Below are 17,917 nucleotides of genomic sequence, written 5' to 3'. Positions count from 1 at the left end.
CGAAACCGGACTTGCTTTTTCCTCGCGATTTGGCAATTCGGTTTCGAGTGAGGAGACGGATATGCTGCTGATCAGAACCTATGTCGCCCAGAGCGCAATCGAGGGCGTCGGCGTGTTCGCCGCCGAGCCGATCAAAAAGGGCGCCTCGATCTGGCGGCTCGATCCGGATTTCGACCGGCTGATCCCGATGGACAGATACGAAGCGGCCCCTCCGCATCTCCGCGAACTGCTCGACCGCTACGCCTATCCGAGCCCGGACCGCCCCGGCTTCATGGTCTATGAGGTCGACAATGGCCGCTTCATGAACCATGCCGAGCGGCCGAACACCGACTTTTCACAATATGGCGGCGCCACCGCCACCCGCGACATCGCCGCCGGCGAGGAGATCACCTGCGACTACGGCGAATTCTTTGAAGATTTCGCCCGGCTTCACCTGGCCAGCGCCTGATTGGCGCCCTATCTCGAGGCGACCGTGGCAAATTGGCGGTTGTCCTTCATTTCGAGTGTGGACAGAGCGGCCTGATTCTGCTATCAGCCGCCACAATTCGTGGTGTAAATCGCCGCGGAGGCATGTGGCTATTGCCGCTTGCCTGTTGATATCAAACCCGAAAGACAGGATTGCCCGTGCAGGTACTCGTCCGCGACAATAACGTTGATCAGGCGCTTCGCGCTCTCAAGAAGAAGATGCAGCGTGAAGGCATTTTCCGCGAAATGAAGATGCGCGGCCACTACGAGAAGCCTTCCGAGAAGCGCGCCCGTGAAAAGGCTGAAGCCGTTCGCCGCGCCCGCAAGCTGGCCCGCAAGCGCGCTCAGCGCGAAGGCCTGCTGCCGATGACGCCGCGCCCGGTTGCTGCCGGCGCCGCCGGTGGCCCTGGTGGTGCTCCGCGTCCGCCGCGGTTCTAACGCCAATTTTTCGTCCTTTTCGAAGGATATCAGAGGTGGCGCGATGCGGAATCGCCGCCACCTTTTTGTTTAGAGCGCCGCCTTTTTGTTAGAGGGCGTTCCCTTGAACGCGCAAACGACGCTCTAGATTTTGTTACGACAATCTGTGGACCCGGCCCGGAGGGGGACCTGGACTGAGCGACGCGACTGAAGTGAGGACAGGGCAGACATGAACGCAACCAGCGTAGAGCGCAGAACCACAATGCGCGGTTTCGCCCTGACGGCAGCCTTGCTCTCCGGCCTGGTGCTTGCCAGCTGCCAGAGCGTCCCGACCGGCGAGTTCAACAACATCGACAAGGCGCAAGGCTCGACCGAGAACATCTCCTCGCTGTCGGCGGTGATCCAGCGCAATCCGCAGGATCCGGAAGGCTACAATGTGCGCGGCTCGGCCTATGGCCGTGGCGGCCAGTACCAGGCGGCGCTGAAGGACTTCGACACCGCCATCCAGCTTAACCCGAATTTCTACCAGGCCTATTCGAACCGGGCGCTGATCCAGCGCTTCCTCGGCAACCAGTCCGCCGCCCTTGCCGACTACAACCGCTCGATCCAGATCAATTCGAACTACGACGCCGCCTATATCGGCCGCGGCAACCTCTACCGCAAAGCCGGCCAGACCCAGCAGGCCTTCAACGATTTCCAGAAGGCGATCCAGCTCGACACCACCGATGCCCGCGCCTACCACAATCGCGGCCTGATCTATCAGAGCCAGGGCCAGCACAAATTTGCCATCGAGGATTTCTCGACCGCCATCTCGCTGGCGCCGGATGCCGCCGAACCCTATAACGGCCGCGGCCTGTCCTATCTCGCCATGAATGACGAGGATAACGCCTTCTCCGACTTCAACATGGCCATCAAGCTCGACGGCAAGAACGCCGAGGCCTGGTCCAATCAGGCGCTGATCTACGAGCGCCGCGGCGACAAGGTCAAGGCGTCGAAAGCCTACCGCGAAGCCGTCCATCTCGACCCGACCTATCAGCCGGCCAAGGACGGCCTGTCGCGCACGTCGACCGCTGCCGCCGGCTGATATCCAGCCGGCGCGCCACCACCGGCGTCGACCTTTTTCAACAATGTTCCGTTCCTGATGCAGCGCCTCGCAAGGCGCTGCGCAGCAAAATCGCAATCTTTGCGTTCCAGAATGGAAGCCGGACCGCGACATCGGAACGGCACCGCGATGGATGAAAACGAGCTCCTGATCAAGCAGCAGATCGCCTGGCTTGAAACCGCCTCTCCCGACGATTGGCATCGGGCTGTGCTCGACTTCAACTGGGATTGGGATATCGACCCGCTGCTCTGGATCGCCCGCCAGCCGCAATGCGACAAGGCCACGGCCTTGACCATGTTCTGGCTGGGGCAGCCGGCCTATTACCTCATCCTGGCGGCGGAGAATGGCGGAACGGACGATAGCGACGCCCCGGTATGGGAGATGCTGAAGTTCATTGCCCAGCGCATCAATGCCAATGGCTATGTCCGTTCGAAGATCGCCTTCGACGTCGATGATTTCATAGAGCAGGATTTTGAAGAGCTGGTCGAGAAAGCCGGTCAGCTCGCCCACTCGCCGCTGAAGCCGCATCCCGATATGCGCCGCGCCCTTCGCGGACGCCGGCCCGTCAACGACATCGACTTCTACCAACGGTACCCCCAGGATTTACACGGCACGGTGCTGGTCGATTTGCCGGACCCAGGCCCGCTGGACAAGGCCTGGTCGGCGCTCGGGCGCTTGTGGCGCCACTGAGCTTTGGCCGACACGCCCTCACCCAATCTTAACCACCGATGGCAAAGCGTTAACCCTTGCCTTGATCGCGCCAAGTTTTCGGCGGAACGCTCCGGGCCATTCAACCGTTGTTGAAGGCAATTTTCGAAAGGACTGACCCATGATCAAGAAAATCATCTGTGCCGCAGCGCTCGCCACGACGCTGTTTGCCGTTCCCGCTAGCGCCGGCAAGCTTCAACTCGGCACGCTCGATTGCACCATCGACGGTGGCGTCGGCTACGTCGTCACGTCGAACAAGGGCGTCGACTGCACCTTCCGCCCGTACCACCATGGACCGTCCGAGAAATACACGGGGATGATCTCCAAGCTCGGCGTCGATCTCGGTCAGACGCATCAGGGCCAGCTGGTGTGGGCAGTTCTGGCCGCCACCCGCGGCCATGACGAGGGCGACCTTGCCGGCCATTATTACGGCGTCAACGCCGAGGCGAGCGTCGTGACTGGCGGCGGCGCCAATCTGCTGGTCGGCGGCCTGGACGGCGCCTTTGTGCTGGAGCCGCTCAGCGTTCAGGCGCAGACCGGCGTCAACGTGGCGGTGGCGGTGACCTCGCTGGAACTGATCCACTCGTTCAAGTAAGCATCGGCAAATAAGGATCGACTGATCCCTCTACGTGCGGCGCGGAACAGGATACTGTTTCGCGCCGCATGCATTTTGGGGGAACCGCCATGCTCAAGACCGTAGTCGCCGCCGCTATCATCGCCATTGCCTGGACAGGGCAGACCCGGGCGCAGGACCAGGGCCTCGAACTCGGCGTGCTCGATTGCGCCATCGGCGGCGGCACCGGCTTCATCTTCGGCTCCAGCAAGGATCTGAGCTGCACCTTCACGCCGGCCGACAAGAGCTTCTCGCCGGAGGCCTATTTCGGTGCCGTCAACAAATACGGGCTCGACATCGGCACCACCAAGCAGACGGTCATGCAGTGGCTGGTGTTGACGCCGCTGAAGAACATCTATGCGCCGGGTGCGCTGGCCGGTGACTATGTCGGCGCCAGCGCCGAGGTCACGGCGGCGGTCGGCGCCGGCGCCAATCTCCTGGTCGGCGGTTCCTCGCAGGCCTTCACCTTGCAGCCGCTCAGCCTGCAGACCCAGACCGGCATCAACATCGCCATCGGCGTCAGCCAGTTCCAGCTGCGCAGCACCGAGAACTGATCGGCGAAAAAAGCCGCTTGAACTCAACCGTGGTTGAGGTTTTACAAGCCTGCCCTGACTGAAACAGCGCGCATGGCCCCGCCGGAAACCCTTGCTGGCTTCTGGCGCCATGCGCCGACATAGAGATATGCAAGGCAGGGTAAAAAGAATGACTGACATCACCAGCAACAAAGTCGACTGGCGGGCATTGCGGGCAAGCGGCGACCTCGCTCGCTTCTGCTTCATCAGCCTCGGCATCCTGCTGCACGCCACCAACGAGACGATGGTGGCAACCGTCATGCCGGCCATGGTCGGCGACCTCGCCGGCGTGCAGTTCGTCGGCTGGTCGCTGGCCGTCTACGAGCTCGGCGCCATCGTCGCCGGTGCTGCCGCCGGGCGCATGGTCAGCTATGTCGCTCTGCGCTCCAACGTCACGGTCGCCGCTTTGCTCTATGCCGCCGGCGCACTGATCTGCGCCACCGCACCGTCAATGCCGGTGTTTCTCGCCGGCCGCCTGGTCGAGGGTCTCGGCGGCGGCGCGCTGGTGTCGCTGGCCTACGTCTCGGTCCAACGGCTGTTTGACCGCAACATCTGGCCGCAGCTGTTCGGCATCATGTCGGCGATCTGGGGCGTTGCCGCCTTCAGCGGCCCGATGCTCGGCGCCATCATGGTCGAGCTGTTGTCCTGGCGCTGGGCTTTCGGCGTCTTCGTGCTGGGCGGCATCGCCATGGCGCTGGCGAGCTTCATCGTGCTGAACACGCCGGAGGCGACAAAGCCGCAAGCCGCCGCCGGCACCTCGCCGCCCTTCCCCTTTGCGGCACTTGGCTGTCTCGCCATCGCCGTTGTGCTGATCGCCACCGCCGGCGTCGACGTCGCCCTGCTGCGCTCATCGCTGCTGCTCATCCTCGGCCTCGCCGGCCTGGCGTTCTTCGTCTTCGTCGACGCCATGAAGCCGCGCTCGCGGCTGTTCCCCTCGCAGCTGTTTTCGTGGCGCTCGCCGCTCGGCAGCGGCATGACCGTGGTTGCCGCCTTTTCGGTGGCGACCGTCTCCTTCTCGATCTACGGGCCGCTGCTGCTCACCACGCTGCACGGCATCCCGATCCTGACCACCGGCTACATCATCGCCGCCGAATCGATCGCCTGGTCGATCCTGTCGATTGCCGTCGCCAATGCGCCACTGGAGCGTGAGCGCCAGATCATCGTCATCGGCGCGCTGATGATTGCATCCGGCCTCGCCGGTTTCGCCTGGTCGATCCCGTCGGGATCGATCCCGCTGATCCTGGTCTGCGCCCTGCTGCAAGGCGGCGGCTTCGGCGTCACCTGGCCGTTCCTGACCCGCATCATCGTCGCCTCGGCTCGCGATGGCGAGCAGACGATCGCCTCGGCCGCCGTGCCGACCATGCAGCGCATCGGCTACGCCGTGGGTGCCGCCGTGGCCGGCATCATCGCCAATGCCAGCGGCTTCTCCGCCGGGCTGAACCGCGACGCGGCGGCCAGCGTCGCCGGCTGGCTGTTCCTTGCCTTCGTGCCGCTCGGCATTGTCGGCTGCCTGGCGGCGTTGCGGATGGCTTTGACGGCAGGCCGGCCGCAATTGGCGACAGGCTGAGGCCATCGCTGGATTGGCCGGTCGCCGGTAACCGGCCACCTCTCAAAGCAACGGAAGAACGCCGCGTATGTGATTGGCAAACGCCTCGACCGCGGGGGATCGCTCCGTGTCGGCAAAAGCAATCAGAATGCCAAGGCGCGGCAGTGGAGGCAGTGGCAGAACATGCAGGTCGGATGGCACCGCCTCCTGCGCCATCACGCTGATGGCGAGACCCGACCGCGCCACGGCGATCAACCCGGCAAGGCTGTTGCTGGCATAGGCGATCTTGTAGCGCAGCCCGGCGCGGGCCATGGCTTCGCACGCCGCTCTGTGGTCGACGGCATTCGACGCCGACAGCGCCAGCGGAACGGTTTCTCCGAACGCGTAGAGGTCGAGCGCCGGCTTGCTTCCCACCCAGACCAGCCGTTCCGTGCGCACGACGCCTTGTGCATCGTCTGCATCCGAAACCAGCGCGAGATCGATCTGGCGCCCGTTGAGAAGCGTCCGCAATTCGACCGTCGGCGCCGAAACGACCTTGATCTCGACATCGGGATACATCGTGCCGAAACTCTTCAAGAGCGCGGGAAAGAAGGCGCTGAGATAATCCTCGGGGCTGCCGAAAATAATCGAGCCGTGCAGGCCCTTGTCGGACAGCGCCGAGATCGCCTCGTCATGGAGTTTGAGGATGCGCTCGGCATAGGCGAGAAACCGCTCGCCGCTGCCGGTGAGCCGCACGCCGCTGCCGCTGCGATGAAACAGGTTCTGGCCCAGCGCCTCCTCGAGCCGCTGTATCTGCATGGTCACGGCCGACTGCGTGCGGCCGACCTGTATGGCGACCGCGCTCAGGGTCCCCGAATGAGCCGCCCGCACGAAGGTCGCCAGCAGTTTGAGATCGAGTGGAGCCTGCATATCAATTCCATTGATATCGGAATCCGATTACTATCAATTTTACTGCATTCGTACCATCGGCTATTTTTTGCTCCTCAACGGTTTGATGGAGCAGCGGCATGTCGAAAAACGCGGATCGCGAATTCTGGGCGGCGGCGCAGAAGCATTTGATCCGCTATGGCGGCAGCTTCGAACCCGCCATCATCGAGCGTGCCGCCGGCTCCTTCGTCTACGATGCCGACGACAGGCCGATCCTCGACTTCACCTCCGGCCAGATGAGCGCGCTGCTCGGCCATTCCCACCCCAGGATCGTTTCGACGGTGACACGCCAGGTCGAGAAGGTAGCCCACCTCTTCAGCGGCATGCTGTCGAGGCCGGTGGTCGAGCTTGCCGAACGGCTCGCAGCACTTGCGCCGGGGCTCGACCGGGTGATGCTGCTTTCGACCGGTGCGGAATCGAATGAAGCCGCGATCCGCATGGCGAAGCTGGTGACGGGAAAACACGAGGTCGTTGCCTTCTCGAAGAGCTGGCACGGCATGACGGGTGCGGCGGCCTCGGCGACCTACAGCGCCGGCCGCAAGGGCTACGGTCCGGCCACGGTCGGATCGCTCGCCATCCCCGCCCCCAACAGTTTCCGGCCGCGCTTCAGGAATGCCGACGACTCGCTGGACTGGCTGACTGAACTCGACGACGCCTTCGATCTCGTCGATAGCCAGTCGACCGGAAGCCTGGCGGCCTTTGTCGCCGAGCCGATCCTGTCGAGCGGCGGCATATTGGAACTGCCGTTGGGCTATCTGGCGGCGCTACAGCAAAAATGCCGCGAACGCGGCATGCTGCTGATCCTGGACGAAGCGCAGACCGGCATCGGCCGCACCGGAGATATGTTCGCCTTCCAGAGGGACGGCGTCACCCCTGACATTCTCACCCTGTCCAAGACCATCGGCGCCGGCCTGCCTCTGTCGGCCGTGATGACGACAGCCGAGATCGAAGACGCCGCGCATGAAAAAGGCTTCCTGTTCTACACCACGCATGTCTCCGACCCGCTGCCGGCGGCGGTCGGACTGGCAGTGCTCGATGTGGTGGAGGAGGAAAAACTGGTCGACCGCGCCCGGCATATGGGCGCGAAATTGTTCGACGGGCTGTCGCGGCTGAAGCAGCGGCATGACTGTGTCGGCGACGTGCGCGGGCGCGGCCTTCTGCTCGGCGTCGAGATCGTCAAGGACGGCAAGCAGCCGGACCACCAGCTCGGCGCCGTGATTGCGGCGGAAGCGTTCCGGCGCGGGCTCAGCATGAACATCGTCAAGCTGCCCGGCATGGGCGGCGTCTTCCGCATCGCCCCGCCACTGACCATCTCCGAACAGGAACTGGATCTTGGCTTGCGGATCATCTCGGAGTCGATCGAAGCCGGACTTGCAGCCAGCGCTCCCGGCATCGCCGCGGAGTGAGCCGGGCGGCTGGTGCGGCTGCTTAGACCACGATCGTCTTCAGCCGCTCGGCGATGAGCGCGGCGAGTCGCGCCGCCACTTCGTCCTTGCCCATTTCCGGCCATTCCTCGACGCCGGCTTTCGACACGATCCGCACCTTGTTGCGGTCGCCGCCCATGACGCCGGTGGGGCCGACGCCGCTTTCATGCGAGACATCATTGGCGACGATGAAATCGGCGCCTTTCTTCTTCAGCTTGGCCTCGGCATTGGCGATCAGGTCCTGCGTCTCGGCGGCGAACCCGACGACCAGTCCCGGACGCTTCTGGTGATGCCCCACGCCGGCGAGAATGTCGGGGTTTTCGACCATCTGCAGCGCCGGCGGCCCCTCGCCCGCCACCTTCTTGATCTTCTCGCCGGCCGTACCGGCGGTGCGCCAGTCGGCGACCGCCGCGACGAACACCGCGGCATCCGCCGGCAGCAGCTGCTCGACGGCCGCCTTCATCTCGGCTGCGGTCTCGACATGCGTCGTCGCAACGCCGGCCGGGTCGGCAATGCTGACCGGACCGGAGACCAGCTGCACATCCGCACCTAGTCTCGCCAGCGCTGCCGCAATCGCATGGCCCTGCTTGCCCGACGAGCGATTGGCGATGTAGCGCACCGGGTCGATCGGCTCATGCGTCGGCCCTGAGGTGACGATGATCCTGCGGCCGGCCAATGGCTTCGGCTTTGTGTCGAGCAATGCCTCGATCGCCGCGACGATCTCCAGCGGCTCGGCCATGCGGCCTTCACCGGCCTCGTTGCTCTCGGCCATCTCGCCCTTGGCAGGGCCGACAAAGGCAATGCCGTCCTTGGCCAACGTCAGACGGTTGCGGCGCGTCGCGGCATGCGACCACATTTTCGGGTTCATCGCCGGCGCCAGCAGCACCTTCTTGTCGGTGGCGAGCAGCACGGTCGAGGCCAGGTCATTGGCGTGGCCGTTGGCGAGCTTGGCCATCAGGTCGGCGGTGGCCGGCGCCACCACCAGAAGGTCGGCCTCGCGCGACAGCCTGATATGGCCGACATCATGCTCGTCCTTGCGGTCGAACAGTTCCGTAAAGACGTGGTCGGCCGAAAGCGCCCCGACTGACAAAGTGGTGACGAACTCCTGCGCGGCCGCTGTCATCACCACGCGCACCGCGGCACCGCGCTCGCGCAGCCGGCGGATCAGGTCGAGCGCCTTGTAGGCGGCAATGCCGCCGCCGATGATGAGGAGGATGCGCTTGCCGGAGAGAGAACCACGCGGCTGGGTCTTGCTCACCGCAGCAACGACCGGTGCTGCCGGGCTGCGTGCAACAGCCAACTCCCGCAGCGTTTCTTCGATCCGCTCGATGCGACCGGAGGGGCCAAGCTGGCCCTCGACCGCGGCACGGATCATCACCCGCGCCTGCTCTTCCATCGAGCGGTCATTCTCTGCTGCGAGTTGCCGCAGCAGGTCTTTCACGTCATCGTCGAGATTGCGGATGGTGATGCTGGCCATATGATTGCACTCTGCTCGACACAACCGGAAGCAATGATAGCAATGCAATCAGTTGGGGACAAGCCGCTCCTGGCAGACCGCTAGAACAGCTTCCAAGCGATATAAACCAGCGTCAGCGCAATCACCCACAGCGCCACTCGGCCGGAGCGCGTATAGCGCGCTTCGGCCTTGCCGATGGCGCGCGAGGTCGCCTCGTCGAAGCGCAGGCCATGCTCGGCCATCAGATCGATCTCGCGCGACAGCCGCTCGGTGCGGGCGACAAAGTCCGGCGCCTGGCGAGCGAGCGCCAGCAGCGCCTTGGCGCCGTCGCGCGCGTCCATGAGCAGGCCGCTCGGACCCAGATTGCCGGCGATCCACTGGCCGACCACCGGCTCGGCCGTCTTCCACATGTTGAAGGCCGGGTCGAGCGTGCGCGCCACGCCTTCGACCACCACCATGGTCTTCTGCAGCAGGATCAGTTCCGGCCGCGTCGCCATGTCGAACAGTTCGGTGACCTCGAACAGCAGCGTCAAAAGCTTGGCCATCGAGATCGTCTCGGCCGGCTGGCCATGGATCGGTTCGCCAATGGCGCGGATCGCCTGCGCGAAGGCAGCGACATTATGCTGGCGCGGCACATAGCCGGCCTCGAAATGCACTTCGGCGACGCGCAGATAGTCGCGGGTGATAAAGCCGTAGAGGATTTCGGCAAGGAACCGGCGCTCCTTCTTGCCGAGCCGTCCAGCAATGCCAAGATCGACGGCGACGATATCGCCGTTGGCCTCGACGAACAGATTGCCCGGATGCATGTCGGCGTGGAAGAAGCCGTCGCGCAACGTGTGGCGCAGGAACGACTGGATCAGGTTGGTGGCGATCGCCTTGAGATCGTGACCGACCGCCACGAGACCAGCCACGTCGTTCATTTTGACGCCGTCGACCCACTCCATGGTCAGCACGTCGCGGCCGGTGCGTTCCCAGTCGACCGACGGCACGCGAAAACCGGGATCATCCTTGGTGTTTTCGCCGAGCTCCGAAAGCGCAGCCGCCTCGAGCCTGAGATCCATCTCGACCTTGGTGGTCTGCGCCAGCGTCTCGGTCACCTCGACCGGCCGCAGCCGGCGCGACGACGGGATGTATTTCTCCTGCAGCCGCGCGGCGAGGAAATAGCTCTCCAGATCCTGGAAGAAGCGGCGGCGCACGCCCGGCCGGATCACCTTCACCGCCACCTTGGTATCGACGCCATCATGGATGGCTTGCGCCGGATGAACCTGGGCGATGGAGGCCGCCGCCACCGGATCGCCGAACGCGGTATAGAGCTCGCCGATCTTGCGCCCGAGCGAGCCCTCTATCGCCGCCACCGCTTCCGCCTGCGGAAAAGTGTGCATCTTGTCCTGCAGCATGGCGAGGTCGAGCGCCATGTCGTTGCCGACGACATCGGGCCGCGTCGCCAGGAACTGGCCAAGCTTGACGTAGGAGGGCCCGAGCCGGACCACCGCCTTGGCCAGCCGGTCGCTGCGCTCGTAGGCGAGCGCGCGGCGGCGAGTGAACAGCCTGGCCATGCGCCAGCCGAATTTCGGCAGGCCGGTGAGTTCGTCGCCCGGAAGTGCTGCGATCACGCCCTCGCGGACCAGCACCCAGCCGGCCCGTGCCAGCCGAAAGGCGGCGCCGACGCTGCTCATGCCCGGACCTGCTTCAAAGAGACCTGCTGCAAACTGTCCTGCCTCAAAGCTTCCAGCCCGAATGCAGGGCGGCAATACCGCCGGAATAGTTGCGGAACGAAACCCGCTCGAAGCCGGCGCGGGTGATCATCGAAGCAAAGTTCTGCTGGTTGGGGAATTTGCGGATCGATTCGACCAGATAGGAGTAGGGTTCGCCGTCGCCGGTCACCATCTTGCCGATCTGCGGGATGGCGTTGAACGACCAAGCTTCATAGACCTTGTCGAGCAGCGGCATTTCGACCTCGGAAAACTCCAGGCACAAAAAGCGCCCACCGGGCTTCAGCACGCGGAAGGCTTCCGTCAGCGCGACATCGATGCGCGGCACGTTGCGGATGCCGAAAGCGATGGTGTAGGCGTCGAAGGTGCCGTCCGCAAAAGGCAGTTCTTCGGCATTGGCCTCGACGAAATCGGTGCTTCCGGAGAGGCCCTTCTTCTCAGCCCGGTCGCGGCCGACGCCGAGCATCGAGCCGTTGATGTCGAGCACTGTGGCATGCGCGTTACCGTGGCTGGCGTCGACGATGCGGAAGGCGATGTCGCCGGTGCCACCGGCCACGTCGAGCACTTTCCAGCCTGGACGTTTCGGCGGATTGAGCCATGTCACCATGGCGTCCTTCCACAGCCGGTGCAGTCCAGCCGACATCAGGTCGTTCATCAGGTCGTAGCGGTTCGCCACCTTGTGGAAAACGTCGTTGACCAAGGGCTGCTTGTCGCCTGGCCCTACGCTCTTGAAACCATAGGAGGTTTCCATGCCGCCCGCGGCCGTGGTTCTCTCAACTGACATTATTTTGATCCGTCATAAAACCGGCGGGACCATAGCCGATCGATGGTGCGGGCGCTATTGTTTAAGGCGCGGTGTTCAGCCGCGCTTCCAGGTGGTGGGCTTTTTCGACCTGGACTGACAGACGGGATGTTTGAATGCCTTTGAAAGCAGAACTGCACTGCCACATTGAAGGGGCAGCGGCGCCCGAGCTCGTCATTCGCCAGGCGCAGAAATACGGCAAGGACACCTCGCCCTATATCCAGAACGGTTCCTTCGTCTGGCACGACTTCACCTCCTTCCTCGCCGCATACGATTTTTCCGCCGATTTGTTCCGCACCGAGGAGGACTATGCCCGCCTCGCCGACCATTATCTGACCAGCCTGGCGCGCGACGGCGCCATCTATTCCGAGGTGTTCACCTCGCCCGACCATGCCGTCAGGGCCGGCCTGTCGCCCAAGGCCTACACGGACGCACTCGGCGAAGGCATGCTGCGCGCCAAGGCCAAGACCGGCATAGAGGGCCGCATGATCGTCACCGGCGTGCGCCATGTCGGCGTCGAATCGATCGAGCAGGCGGCGCGCTTCGCGGCGCGCTGCGGCAACCCGCTGGTCACCGGCTTCGGCGTCGCCGGCGACGAGCGCATGGGCGAGATGGAGGATTATGTCCGTGCTTTCGAGATCGCCCGCGAGGCCGGCCTCGGCATCACCATCCATGCCGGCGAACTGACCGGATGGGAGACGGTGCAGGCAGCCCTCGACTACATCCGCCCCTCGCGCATCGGCCACGGTGTGCGCGCCATCGAAAACCCCGATCTGGTGCGGCGCATCGCCGACGAGGGCATCGTGCTCGAGTGCTGCCCCGGCTCCAACATCGCGCTAAAAGTCTACGACAGTTTCGCCGATCACCCCTTTCCGGCACTGCAGGCTGCCGGCTGCAAGGTGACGCTGAACTCCGACGATCCGCCCTATTTCTGGACCTCGCTGAAGCGCGAATACGACATTGCCGCCGAGCATTTCGCTATGAACGAAAAGGCGCTGACCGCCGTCACCAAAACGGCGATCGAGGCGGCTTTCGTCGACAGGAAGACCAAGACTGCGCTTCTGGCACGTCTGAACAGCGCCGCGCGCTGACCGCTTCCCGACGATTTCCCGCGACAAAACTGTGGCCGGTCACGCCCAAGCGGTTCCTTGGCCGGCGCATTGTCGCTAGGGTCTTTCCCAAGCAGCGAAAAATTCAGGAGCAACCCATGCAGGGCGTCACCGTCGTCGACCACCCGCTTGTCCAGCACAAGCTGACCATCATGCGCAAGAAGGAGACGTCGACCGCCGGGTTCCGGCGGCTGCTGCGCGAGATCTCGCTGCTGCTCGGCTATGAGGTCACCCGCAACCTCGAACTGACGACGACCACCATCGAGACGCCGATAGAGACCATGGAGGCGCCGACGCTGGAGGGCAAGAAGCTGGTCTTCGCCTCGGTGCTGCGCGCCGGCAACGGCCTGCTCGAAGGCCTGCTCGACCTGGTGCCGGCGGCGCGCGTCGCCCATATCGGCCTCTACCGCGACCACGAGACGCTGGAGGCGGTGGAATATTTCTTCAAGGCGCCGAGCGATCTCGCCGACCGGCTGGTGATCGTCGTCGACCCGATGCTGGCGACCGCCAATTCGGCGATCGCGGCCATCGACAAGCTGAAAGGGCGCGGCGCCACCAACATCCGCTTCCTCTGCCTGCTGGCGGCGCCCGAAGGCATAGAGCGCTTCACCAAGGCGCATCCCGATGTCCCGGTCTTCACCGCCTCCATCGACCGCCAGCTCAACGAGAAGGGCTACATCATGCCCGGCCTCGGCGATGCCGGCGACCGCATGTACGGGACCAAATGACGGCGGCTGGCAAAGCCGGCTGACGCTTCCTCGTTTACCGCCCGTTTACGCAAAGCCTCGGTTTCGGGCAGGCGTTAAAGCGGCAAACACCATGTGCGGACAAGAATGGGCCTTCACGAAGGTCCATTCATGCTGCGCAAGCTTGTCATTCTTGGCGTGTTCGCCGGAACATCGGCGTCGATCCCGATTGTCTACCAGTCGAACCCGCAAATACTGGACAGTCTGCTGAAGTCGACGGTTGCCAGCAAGCCGGCCGCCGAACCGCCGCCCGAGCTGAAACTCGCTTCGGTTCCCGACAAACCGGCCGCACCGCTGCCCACCGGCCGCAAGGTATTGGTGGCGGCCGACGAGCGCGGTCATTTCACCTCCGCCTTCAAGCTCAACGGCCGCCAGGTCGACGGCATGATCGACACCGGCGCCACGCTGGTCGCCATCAACACCTCGACGGCGCGGCGCATCGGCATCTCGCTCAACCCGTCGGATTTCAGCCATCAGGTCAACACCGCCAACGGCGCGATCAGAGCGGCCGTGGTCAACATCGACCGTCTGCAGATCGGCAAGATCAGCGTCGACAACATCCAGGCGGTGGTGCTCGACGACAGGGCGCTGCAGACCAACCTGATCGGCATGAGCTTTTTGCAGCGGCTGGCAAAATACCAGGTCGAAAACGGCACCTTGCTGCTCGTGCAGTAGGCTACCTCCACTAACCGCGCGCCAGCACCCGGCGGATGACAGTCTTGTCGGCGGCCGGCTTGGAGGCGCCGACCGTATAGGCCGAAAGCACGGCGGCCGCGGCTGCCTCGGCCTCCGCATGCGTGCGGGCATGGACCAGCGCCAGCGCATCGCCGGCCCGCACCTCGGCGCCGATCGGCAGCAGCCTTGTGATCCCGACCGCATGGTCGATCTTGTCGTCCGGCCGCGTCCGCCCGCCACCGAGCCCGACTACGGCAAGGCCGATATCGCGGGTGGCGATCCCGCTGACAAAGCCATTCCCGGTCGCCTTGACCGCAAACTCTACCGCCGCCTTGGGCAGGTATTTCTCCGGCTTCTCGACAAAATCGGCGGGGCCGCCAAGGGCGGCCACCATGCGGGCGAAAATGGCCGCCGCGCGGCCGCCGGCGAGCGTCTCGGCGGCCCGCCTGAGACCATCTTGCTGCGACGAAACCAGCCCCGCCGATTGCAGCATCTCGGCCGCCAGCGCGAGCGTCACATCCTCCAGCCGCTTGTCGCGGAACCGTCCGGTGAGGAAGTCGACGGCATTGCGCACCTCGACCGCATTGCCGGCCGCCGACGCCAGCGGCTCGTTCATGCCGGTGACCAGCGCCGAGGCCTTCAGGCCGGCGCCATTGGCGACCTCGACCAGACTGTTGGCCAGTGCGGTGGCATCGCGCGACTTCTCCATGAAGGCGCCGTTGCCGACCTTGACGTCGAGAACCAGCGAACCCAGGCCGGCCGCCAGCTTCTTCGACAGGATCGAGGCGGTGATCAGCGGCACCGATTCCACCGTTCCGGTCACGTCCCGGATCGCATAGAGGCGGCGGTCGGCGGGCGCCAGATCGGCGGTCTGGCCGATGATGGCGCAGCCGGTCTCCAGCACCGTCTTGCGAAAGCGCGCCACATCTGGCTGGCTGATGTAGCCAGGGATGGCATCCATCTTGTCCAGCGTGCCGCCGGTATGGCCGAGCCCCCGGCCGGAAATCATCGGCACATAGGCGCCGCAGGCGGCGACGATTGGCGCCAGCATCAGCGAGACATTGTCGCCGACGCCGCCGGTCGAATGCTTGTCGGTGACCGGACCCGGCAGGTCCGACCAGTCGAGCACGTCGCCGGAATCGCGCATCGCCAGTGTCAGCGCCACCGCCTCGTCGCGGCTCATGCCGTTGAAGAACACCGCCATGGCGAACGCGCCGACCTGACCGTCCGTGACGCTGCCCGAGGTTACGCCGGCGACGAAGGCCGCTATCTCCGGCGCCGACAGTTTCTGGCCGTCGCGCTTGCGACGGATGATTTCCTGCGGAAGCATCAGGCGTCGTCGCCCTTCGGCTCCGGCAACCCGTCCTGGAACAGATGCGCAAGGATCGTCGCCAGCCGCGCGCCACCGATCGGCGCCATGTCCTTGGTCTCCTGGTGCGACAGCTCCGCCCCGGTCATCCCGGCGGCGAGGTTGGTGATCACCGAACAGGCGGCAACGCGCAGGCCGAAAAAGCGGGCGAGGATGACTTCCGGCACGGTCGACATGCCCACCGCATTGGCGCCCATGATGCGCGCCATGCGGATTTCTGCCGGCGTCTCGAAGCACGGGCCGGAAAACCACATATAGACGCCCTGGTGCAGCCTGGTTCCGGTGGCTTTTGCGGCGCGTTCGATCGCCGCGCGCAAGCCGATGTCATAGGCTTCGGTCAGGCCGACGAAGCGTCGGTCGCTGGGCTCGCCGATCAGCGGGTTGGAGCCGGAGAAATTGATATGGTCGGTGATCATCATCACCGATCCCGGCGGCATGTCGGGATCGACCGAACCGGCGGCATTGGTCAGGATCAGCTTGGTGATGCCGATGCCGGCGAGCACTTCCAGCGCCGGCCGCATCGCCGCGGCAACGCCGTGCTCGTAATAGTGGGCGCGCCCCGACAGCATCAGAACCGGCGTGCCGGCAAACAGCCCCGCCACCACCTCGCCGGCATGGCCGGTAACGCCGCTGCGGGGGAAACCCGGCAGGTCGGCATAGGAAACGCGCACGGCATTTTCGACCTGATCGACAAGCCCGCCAAGGCCCGAGCCCAGCACCATCGCCGTGGTCGGCGCCAGCCCGTCCAGCTTCTCGACAAGATGGTCCAGAGCTTCTTTCATGTCAGCCAATCTTCATTTCAAAATGTCGCCACGGAATCCGTAGGGCAGCATGTCGCCCATGGTCACGGTCTCGACCACGCCGCCATTGTCGCAGAGGTAGAGTTTGGTGTCCGGCCGGCAGAACTCCGCCAGCCTTTGCCGGCAGCCGCCGCAGGGCGAGCACTTCGCCATGCGCGAGGCAATGACGGCGATCTCCACGATCTTGCCGCCACCGCCCATGATGTAATGGCCAAGCGCCGTGGTCTCGGCGCACCAGCCTTCCGGATAGGAGGCGACCTCGATGTTGGCGCCGGTGAAGACACGGCCGTCCTCGGTGCGCAACGCCGCACCCACCGGAAACTTCGAATAGGGCGCGTAGGCCTTGCCCATGGCTTCCTGCGCGGCTTCGAACAGATCATGCGACATATCTGGTGTTCTCTCCGACGATCATGGTCAAAACCCGGCGCTTTGCGTTTTCCTCGCGCCTTTCACGCACCGAGCCGCACGTTCGGCTCAGCGTTCTCAGACTAGCGTTAGCGGATCACCGTTCCTTGACATAGGGCACCCCGCCGGCGCGTGGCGGGATCGCCTTGCCGATGAAGCCGGCCAGCAGGATGACGGTCAGCACATAGGGCAGCGCCTGCATGAACTGCACCGGCACCTTGCCGATGAGCGGCAGCGGCGAGCCCTGCAGGCGGATCGCCGCAGCGTCGAGGAAGCCGAACAGAAGGCAGGCGAACATGGCGTTGACCGGCCGCCATTTGGCGAAGATCAGCGCCGCCAGCGCGATATAGCCCTTGCCGGCGGTCATGTCCTTCACGAAGCCGCCATTCTGCACCATCGACAGATAGGCGCCGGCGATTCCAGTGAGGATACCGGTGCAGATCAGCGCCCGGTAGCGCAGCCAGGCGACCGAAATGCCGGCGGTGTCGACAGCGGCCGGGTTCTCGCCGACGGCGCGCAGGCGCAGGCCGAAGCGGGTGCGAAACAGCACCCACCAGGTGAACGGCACCATGGCGAAAGCGAGATAGACCAGGATCGAGTGGCCGGACAGAAGCTCGGAATAGATCGGTCCGATGATCGGCACATCGTGGATCGCGGCGGCACCAGGCAGAGTGATGGCCTCGAAGCGCTCGCCCGGCTGCAGCGCCGGCGTCCGCCCGCCTTGCTGGAACCACGCCTGGCCCAGAATGATGGTCGACCCGGCGGCGACGAAGTTGATCGCCACGCCGGAGACGATCTGGTTGCCGCGATGGGTGATCGAGGCAAAGCCGTGCACCAGCGCAAAGGCGACCGACATCACGATCGCCATGCCGAGACCGAGGAAGGCGGAATGGAAGACCGAAGCTGCGGCTGCACCGGCGAAGGCGCCGACCAGCATCTTGCCTTCCAGTCCGATGTCGAAGACGCCAGCGCGTTCGGAATAGAGGCCGGCGAGGCAGGCGAGCAGCAGCGGCACCGACAGGCGGATCGTCGAGTCGAGTATCTGCACGATGGCGATGAACACATCCAT

19 protein-coding genes are annotated in these 17,917 nt (G+C 64.6%); 11 read left to right on the top strand and 8 right to left on the bottom strand.

Features of this window, described 5'->3' with window-relative positions; translation table 11 throughout:
- The first annotated feature begins 61 nt into the window (after positions 1-61).
- The 7 genes from AC1DZ8_RS10010 (at position 62) to AC1DZ8_RS09980 (ending at position 5,444) form a co-directional block, all read left to right on the top strand.
- Positions 62-448: an SET domain-containing protein-lysine N-methyltransferase gene (locus AC1DZ8_RS10010; RefSeq protein ID WP_112559216.1), complete on the top strand. Its 387-nt coding sequence runs from the start codon at positions 62-64 to the stop codon at positions 446-448.
- Positions 449-624: 176 nt separating this feature from the next.
- The gene (rpsU, locus tag AC1DZ8_RS10005) at positions 625-903 is read left to right on the top strand and encodes a 30S ribosomal protein S21 (protein ID WP_023671138.1); all 279 of its coding nucleotides are present in this window, start codon (positions 625-627) and stop codon (positions 901-903) included.
- A gap of 208 nt (positions 904-1,111) precedes the next feature.
- A complete protein-coding gene (locus AC1DZ8_RS10000) occupies positions 1,112-1,966 on the top strand; it encodes a tetratricopeptide repeat protein (RefSeq protein WP_477303845.1) in 855 nt (284 codons plus the stop codon).
- 57 nt (positions 1,967-2,023) lie between these two features.
- The gene (locus AC1DZ8_RS09995; RefSeq protein WP_477303847.1) at positions 2,024-2,674 is read left to right on the top strand and encodes a DUF4274 domain-containing protein; all 651 of its coding nucleotides are present in this window, start codon (positions 2,024-2,026) and stop codon (positions 2,672-2,674) included.
- A 139-nt stretch (positions 2,675-2,813) separates the two neighbouring features.
- A complete protein-coding gene (locus AC1DZ8_RS09990; protein ID WP_477303849.1) occupies positions 2,814-3,287 on the top strand; it encodes a DUF992 domain-containing protein in 474 nt (157 codons plus the stop codon).
- An 89-nt stretch (positions 3,288-3,376) separates the two neighbouring features.
- The gene (locus AC1DZ8_RS09985; protein WP_477303851.1) at positions 3,377-3,859 is read left to right on the top strand and encodes a DUF992 domain-containing protein; all 483 of its coding nucleotides are present in this window, start codon (positions 3,377-3,379) and stop codon (positions 3,857-3,859) included.
- A gap of 148 nt (positions 3,860-4,007) precedes the next feature.
- Positions 4,008-5,444 carry an MFS transporter gene (locus tag AC1DZ8_RS09980; RefSeq protein WP_477303853.1) on the top strand — a complete coding sequence of 479 codons (1,437 nt, stop codon included), beginning with the start codon at positions 4,008-4,010 and terminating at the stop codon, positions 5,442-5,444.
- A gap of 42 nt (positions 5,445-5,486) precedes the next feature.
- On the opposite strand, the gene AC1DZ8_RS09975 is transcribed toward AC1DZ8_RS09980, so the two are convergent.
- Positions 5,487-6,332, bottom strand: coding sequence for a LysR family transcriptional regulator (locus tag AC1DZ8_RS09975; RefSeq protein ID WP_477303855.1), 846 nt, complete (start codon positions 6,330-6,332; stop codon positions 5,487-5,489).
- Positions 6,333-6,430: 98 nt separating this feature from the next.
- Between AC1DZ8_RS09975 and AC1DZ8_RS09970 the strand changes: the two genes are divergently transcribed.
- The gene (locus AC1DZ8_RS09970; protein WP_477303857.1) at positions 6,431-7,756 is read left to right on the top strand and encodes an aspartate aminotransferase family protein; all 1,326 of its coding nucleotides are present in this window, start codon (positions 6,431-6,433) and stop codon (positions 7,754-7,756) included.
- Positions 7,757-7,778: 22 nt separating this feature from the next.
- Here the strand turns inward: AC1DZ8_RS09970 and coaBC are convergent, their stop codons facing one another.
- From coaBC to ubiE, 3 genes are all read right to left on the bottom strand, one after another.
- Positions 7,779-9,251, bottom strand: a complete 1,473-nt coding sequence (coaBC, locus tag AC1DZ8_RS09965) for a bifunctional phosphopantothenoylcysteine decarboxylase/phosphopantothenate--cysteine ligase CoaBC (protein WP_477303859.1) — start codon at positions 9,249-9,251, stop codon at positions 7,779-7,781.
- A gap of 80 nt (positions 9,252-9,331) precedes the next feature.
- Complete coding sequence (gene ubiB / locus AC1DZ8_RS09960) at positions 9,332-10,906, bottom strand: 2-polyprenylphenol 6-hydroxylase (RefSeq protein ID WP_477400815.1); 1,575 nt, start codon at positions 10,904-10,906, stop codon at positions 9,332-9,334.
- A gap of 43 nt (positions 10,907-10,949) precedes the next feature.
- Entirely contained in the window at positions 10,950-11,726 is a 777-nt protein-coding gene (ubiE, locus tag AC1DZ8_RS09955; RefSeq protein ID WP_477310266.1) for a bifunctional demethylmenaquinone methyltransferase/2-methoxy-6-polyprenyl-1,4-benzoquinol methylase UbiE, read from the bottom strand.
- 134 nt (positions 11,727-11,860) lie between these two features.
- Between ubiE and AC1DZ8_RS09950 the strand changes: the two genes are divergently transcribed.
- The 3 genes from AC1DZ8_RS09950 (at position 11,861) to AC1DZ8_RS09940 (ending at position 14,274) form a co-directional block, all read left to right on the top strand.
- The gene (locus AC1DZ8_RS09950) at positions 11,861-12,835 is read left to right on the top strand and encodes an adenosine deaminase (protein WP_477310268.1); all 975 of its coding nucleotides are present in this window, start codon (positions 11,861-11,863) and stop codon (positions 12,833-12,835) included.
- A gap of 116 nt (positions 12,836-12,951) precedes the next feature.
- Positions 12,952-13,581, top strand: coding sequence for a uracil phosphoribosyltransferase (gene upp / locus AC1DZ8_RS09945; RefSeq protein ID WP_095084682.1), 630 nt, complete (start codon positions 12,952-12,954; stop codon positions 13,579-13,581).
- Between the two features lie 129 nt (positions 13,582-13,710).
- Positions 13,711-14,274 carry a TIGR02281 family clan AA aspartic protease gene (locus tag AC1DZ8_RS09940; RefSeq protein ID WP_477310270.1) on the top strand — a complete coding sequence of 188 codons (564 nt, stop codon included), beginning with the start codon at positions 13,711-13,713 and terminating at the stop codon, positions 14,272-14,274.
- Positions 14,275-14,284: 10 nt separating this feature from the next.
- On the opposite strand, the gene deoA is transcribed toward AC1DZ8_RS09940, so the two are convergent.
- The 4 genes from deoA to AC1DZ8_RS09920 all read right to left on the bottom strand — a co-directional run bounded on the left by deoA (position 14,285) and on the right by AC1DZ8_RS09920 (position 17,917).
- Positions 14,285-15,604, bottom strand: a complete 1,320-nt coding sequence (gene deoA / locus AC1DZ8_RS09935; protein WP_477310272.1) for a thymidine phosphorylase — start codon at positions 15,602-15,604, stop codon at positions 14,285-14,287.
- A complete protein-coding gene (locus AC1DZ8_RS09930; protein WP_477400812.1) occupies positions 15,604-16,425 on the bottom strand; it encodes a purine-nucleoside phosphorylase in 822 nt (273 codons plus the stop codon). The genes deoA and AC1DZ8_RS09930 overlap by 1 nt, the downstream gene beginning before the upstream one ends.
- A 12-nt stretch (positions 16,426-16,437) precedes the next feature.
- A complete protein-coding gene (cdd, locus tag AC1DZ8_RS09925) occupies positions 16,438-16,830 on the bottom strand; it encodes a cytidine deaminase (RefSeq protein ID WP_477310276.1) in 393 nt (130 codons plus the stop codon).
- Positions 16,831-16,945: 115 nt separating this feature from the next.
- A complete protein-coding gene (locus AC1DZ8_RS09920) occupies positions 16,946-17,917 on the bottom strand; it encodes an ABC transporter permease (RefSeq protein WP_023671125.1) in 972 nt (323 codons plus the stop codon).

Source organism: Mesorhizobium sp. P2_F7 (assembly GCF_056403695.1).
The sequence above is the reverse complement of the archived record's forward strand: the minus strand, read 5'-3'. Positions and strand labels throughout refer to the sequence as shown.

What these genes read in the sequence shown, in the direction of transcription:
- AC1DZ8_RS10010 (WP_112559216.1), top strand. Translation starts at nt 62, where the DNA reads ATGCTGCTGATCAGAACCTATGTCGCCCAGAGCGCAATCGAGGGCGTC.
- AC1DZ8_RS10000 (WP_477303845.1), top strand. Translation starts at nt 1,112, where the DNA reads ATGAACGCAACCAGCGTAGAGCGCAGAACCACAATGCGCGGTTTCGCC.
- AC1DZ8_RS09995 (WP_477303847.1), top strand. Translation starts at nt 2,024, where the DNA reads ATGCAGCGCCTCGCAAGGCGCTGCGCAGCAAAATCGCAATCTTTGCGT.
- AC1DZ8_RS09990 (WP_477303849.1), top strand. Translation starts at nt 2,814, where the DNA reads ATGATCAAGAAAATCATCTGTGCCGCAGCGCTCGCCACGACGCTGTTT.
- AC1DZ8_RS09985 (WP_477303851.1), top strand. Translation starts at nt 3,377, where the DNA reads ATGCTCAAGACCGTAGTCGCCGCCGCTATCATCGCCATTGCCTGGACA.
- AC1DZ8_RS09980 (WP_477303853.1), top strand. Translation starts at nt 4,008, where the DNA reads ATGACTGACATCACCAGCAACAAAGTCGACTGGCGGGCATTGCGGGCA.
- AC1DZ8_RS09975 (WP_477303855.1), bottom strand. Translation starts at nt 6,332, where the DNA reads ATGCAGGCTCCACTCGATCTCAAACTGCTGGCGACCTTCGTGCGGGCG.
- AC1DZ8_RS09970 (WP_477303857.1), top strand. Translation starts at nt 6,431, where the DNA reads ATGTCGAAAAACGCGGATCGCGAATTCTGGGCGGCGGCGCAGAAGCAT.
- coaBC (WP_477303859.1), bottom strand. Translation starts at nt 9,251, where the DNA reads ATGGCCAGCATCACCATCCGCAATCTCGACGATGACGTGAAAGACCTG.
- ubiB (WP_477400815.1), bottom strand. Translation starts at nt 10,906, where the DNA reads ATGAGCAGCGTCGGCGCCGCCTTTCGGCTGGCACGGGCCGGCTGGGTG.
- ubiE (WP_477310266.1), bottom strand. Translation starts at nt 11,726, where the DNA reads ATGTCAGTTGAGAGAACCACGGCCGCGGGCGGCATGGAAACCTCCTAT.
- AC1DZ8_RS09950 (WP_477310268.1), top strand. Translation starts at nt 11,861, where the DNA reads ATGCCTTTGAAAGCAGAACTGCACTGCCACATTGAAGGGGCAGCGGCG.
- upp (WP_095084682.1), top strand. Translation starts at nt 12,952, where the DNA reads ATGCAGGGCGTCACCGTCGTCGACCACCCGCTTGTCCAGCACAAGCTG.
- AC1DZ8_RS09940 (WP_477310270.1), top strand. Translation starts at nt 13,711, where the DNA reads ATGCTGCGCAAGCTTGTCATTCTTGGCGTGTTCGCCGGAACATCGGCG.
- deoA (WP_477310272.1), bottom strand. Translation starts at nt 15,604, where the DNA reads ATGCTTCCGCAGGAAATCATCCGTCGCAAGCGCGACGGCCAGAAACTG.
- AC1DZ8_RS09930 (WP_477400812.1), bottom strand. Translation starts at nt 16,425, where the DNA reads ATGAAAGAAGCTCTGGACCATCTTGTCGAGAAGCTGGACGGGCTGGCG.
- cdd (WP_477310276.1), bottom strand. Translation starts at nt 16,830, where the DNA reads ATGTCGCATGATCTGTTCGAAGCCGCGCAGGAAGCCATGGGCAAGGCC.
- AC1DZ8_RS09920 (WP_023671125.1), bottom strand. Translation starts at nt 17,917, where the DNA reads ATGGATGTGTTCATCGCCATCGTGCAGATACTCGACTCGACGATCCGC.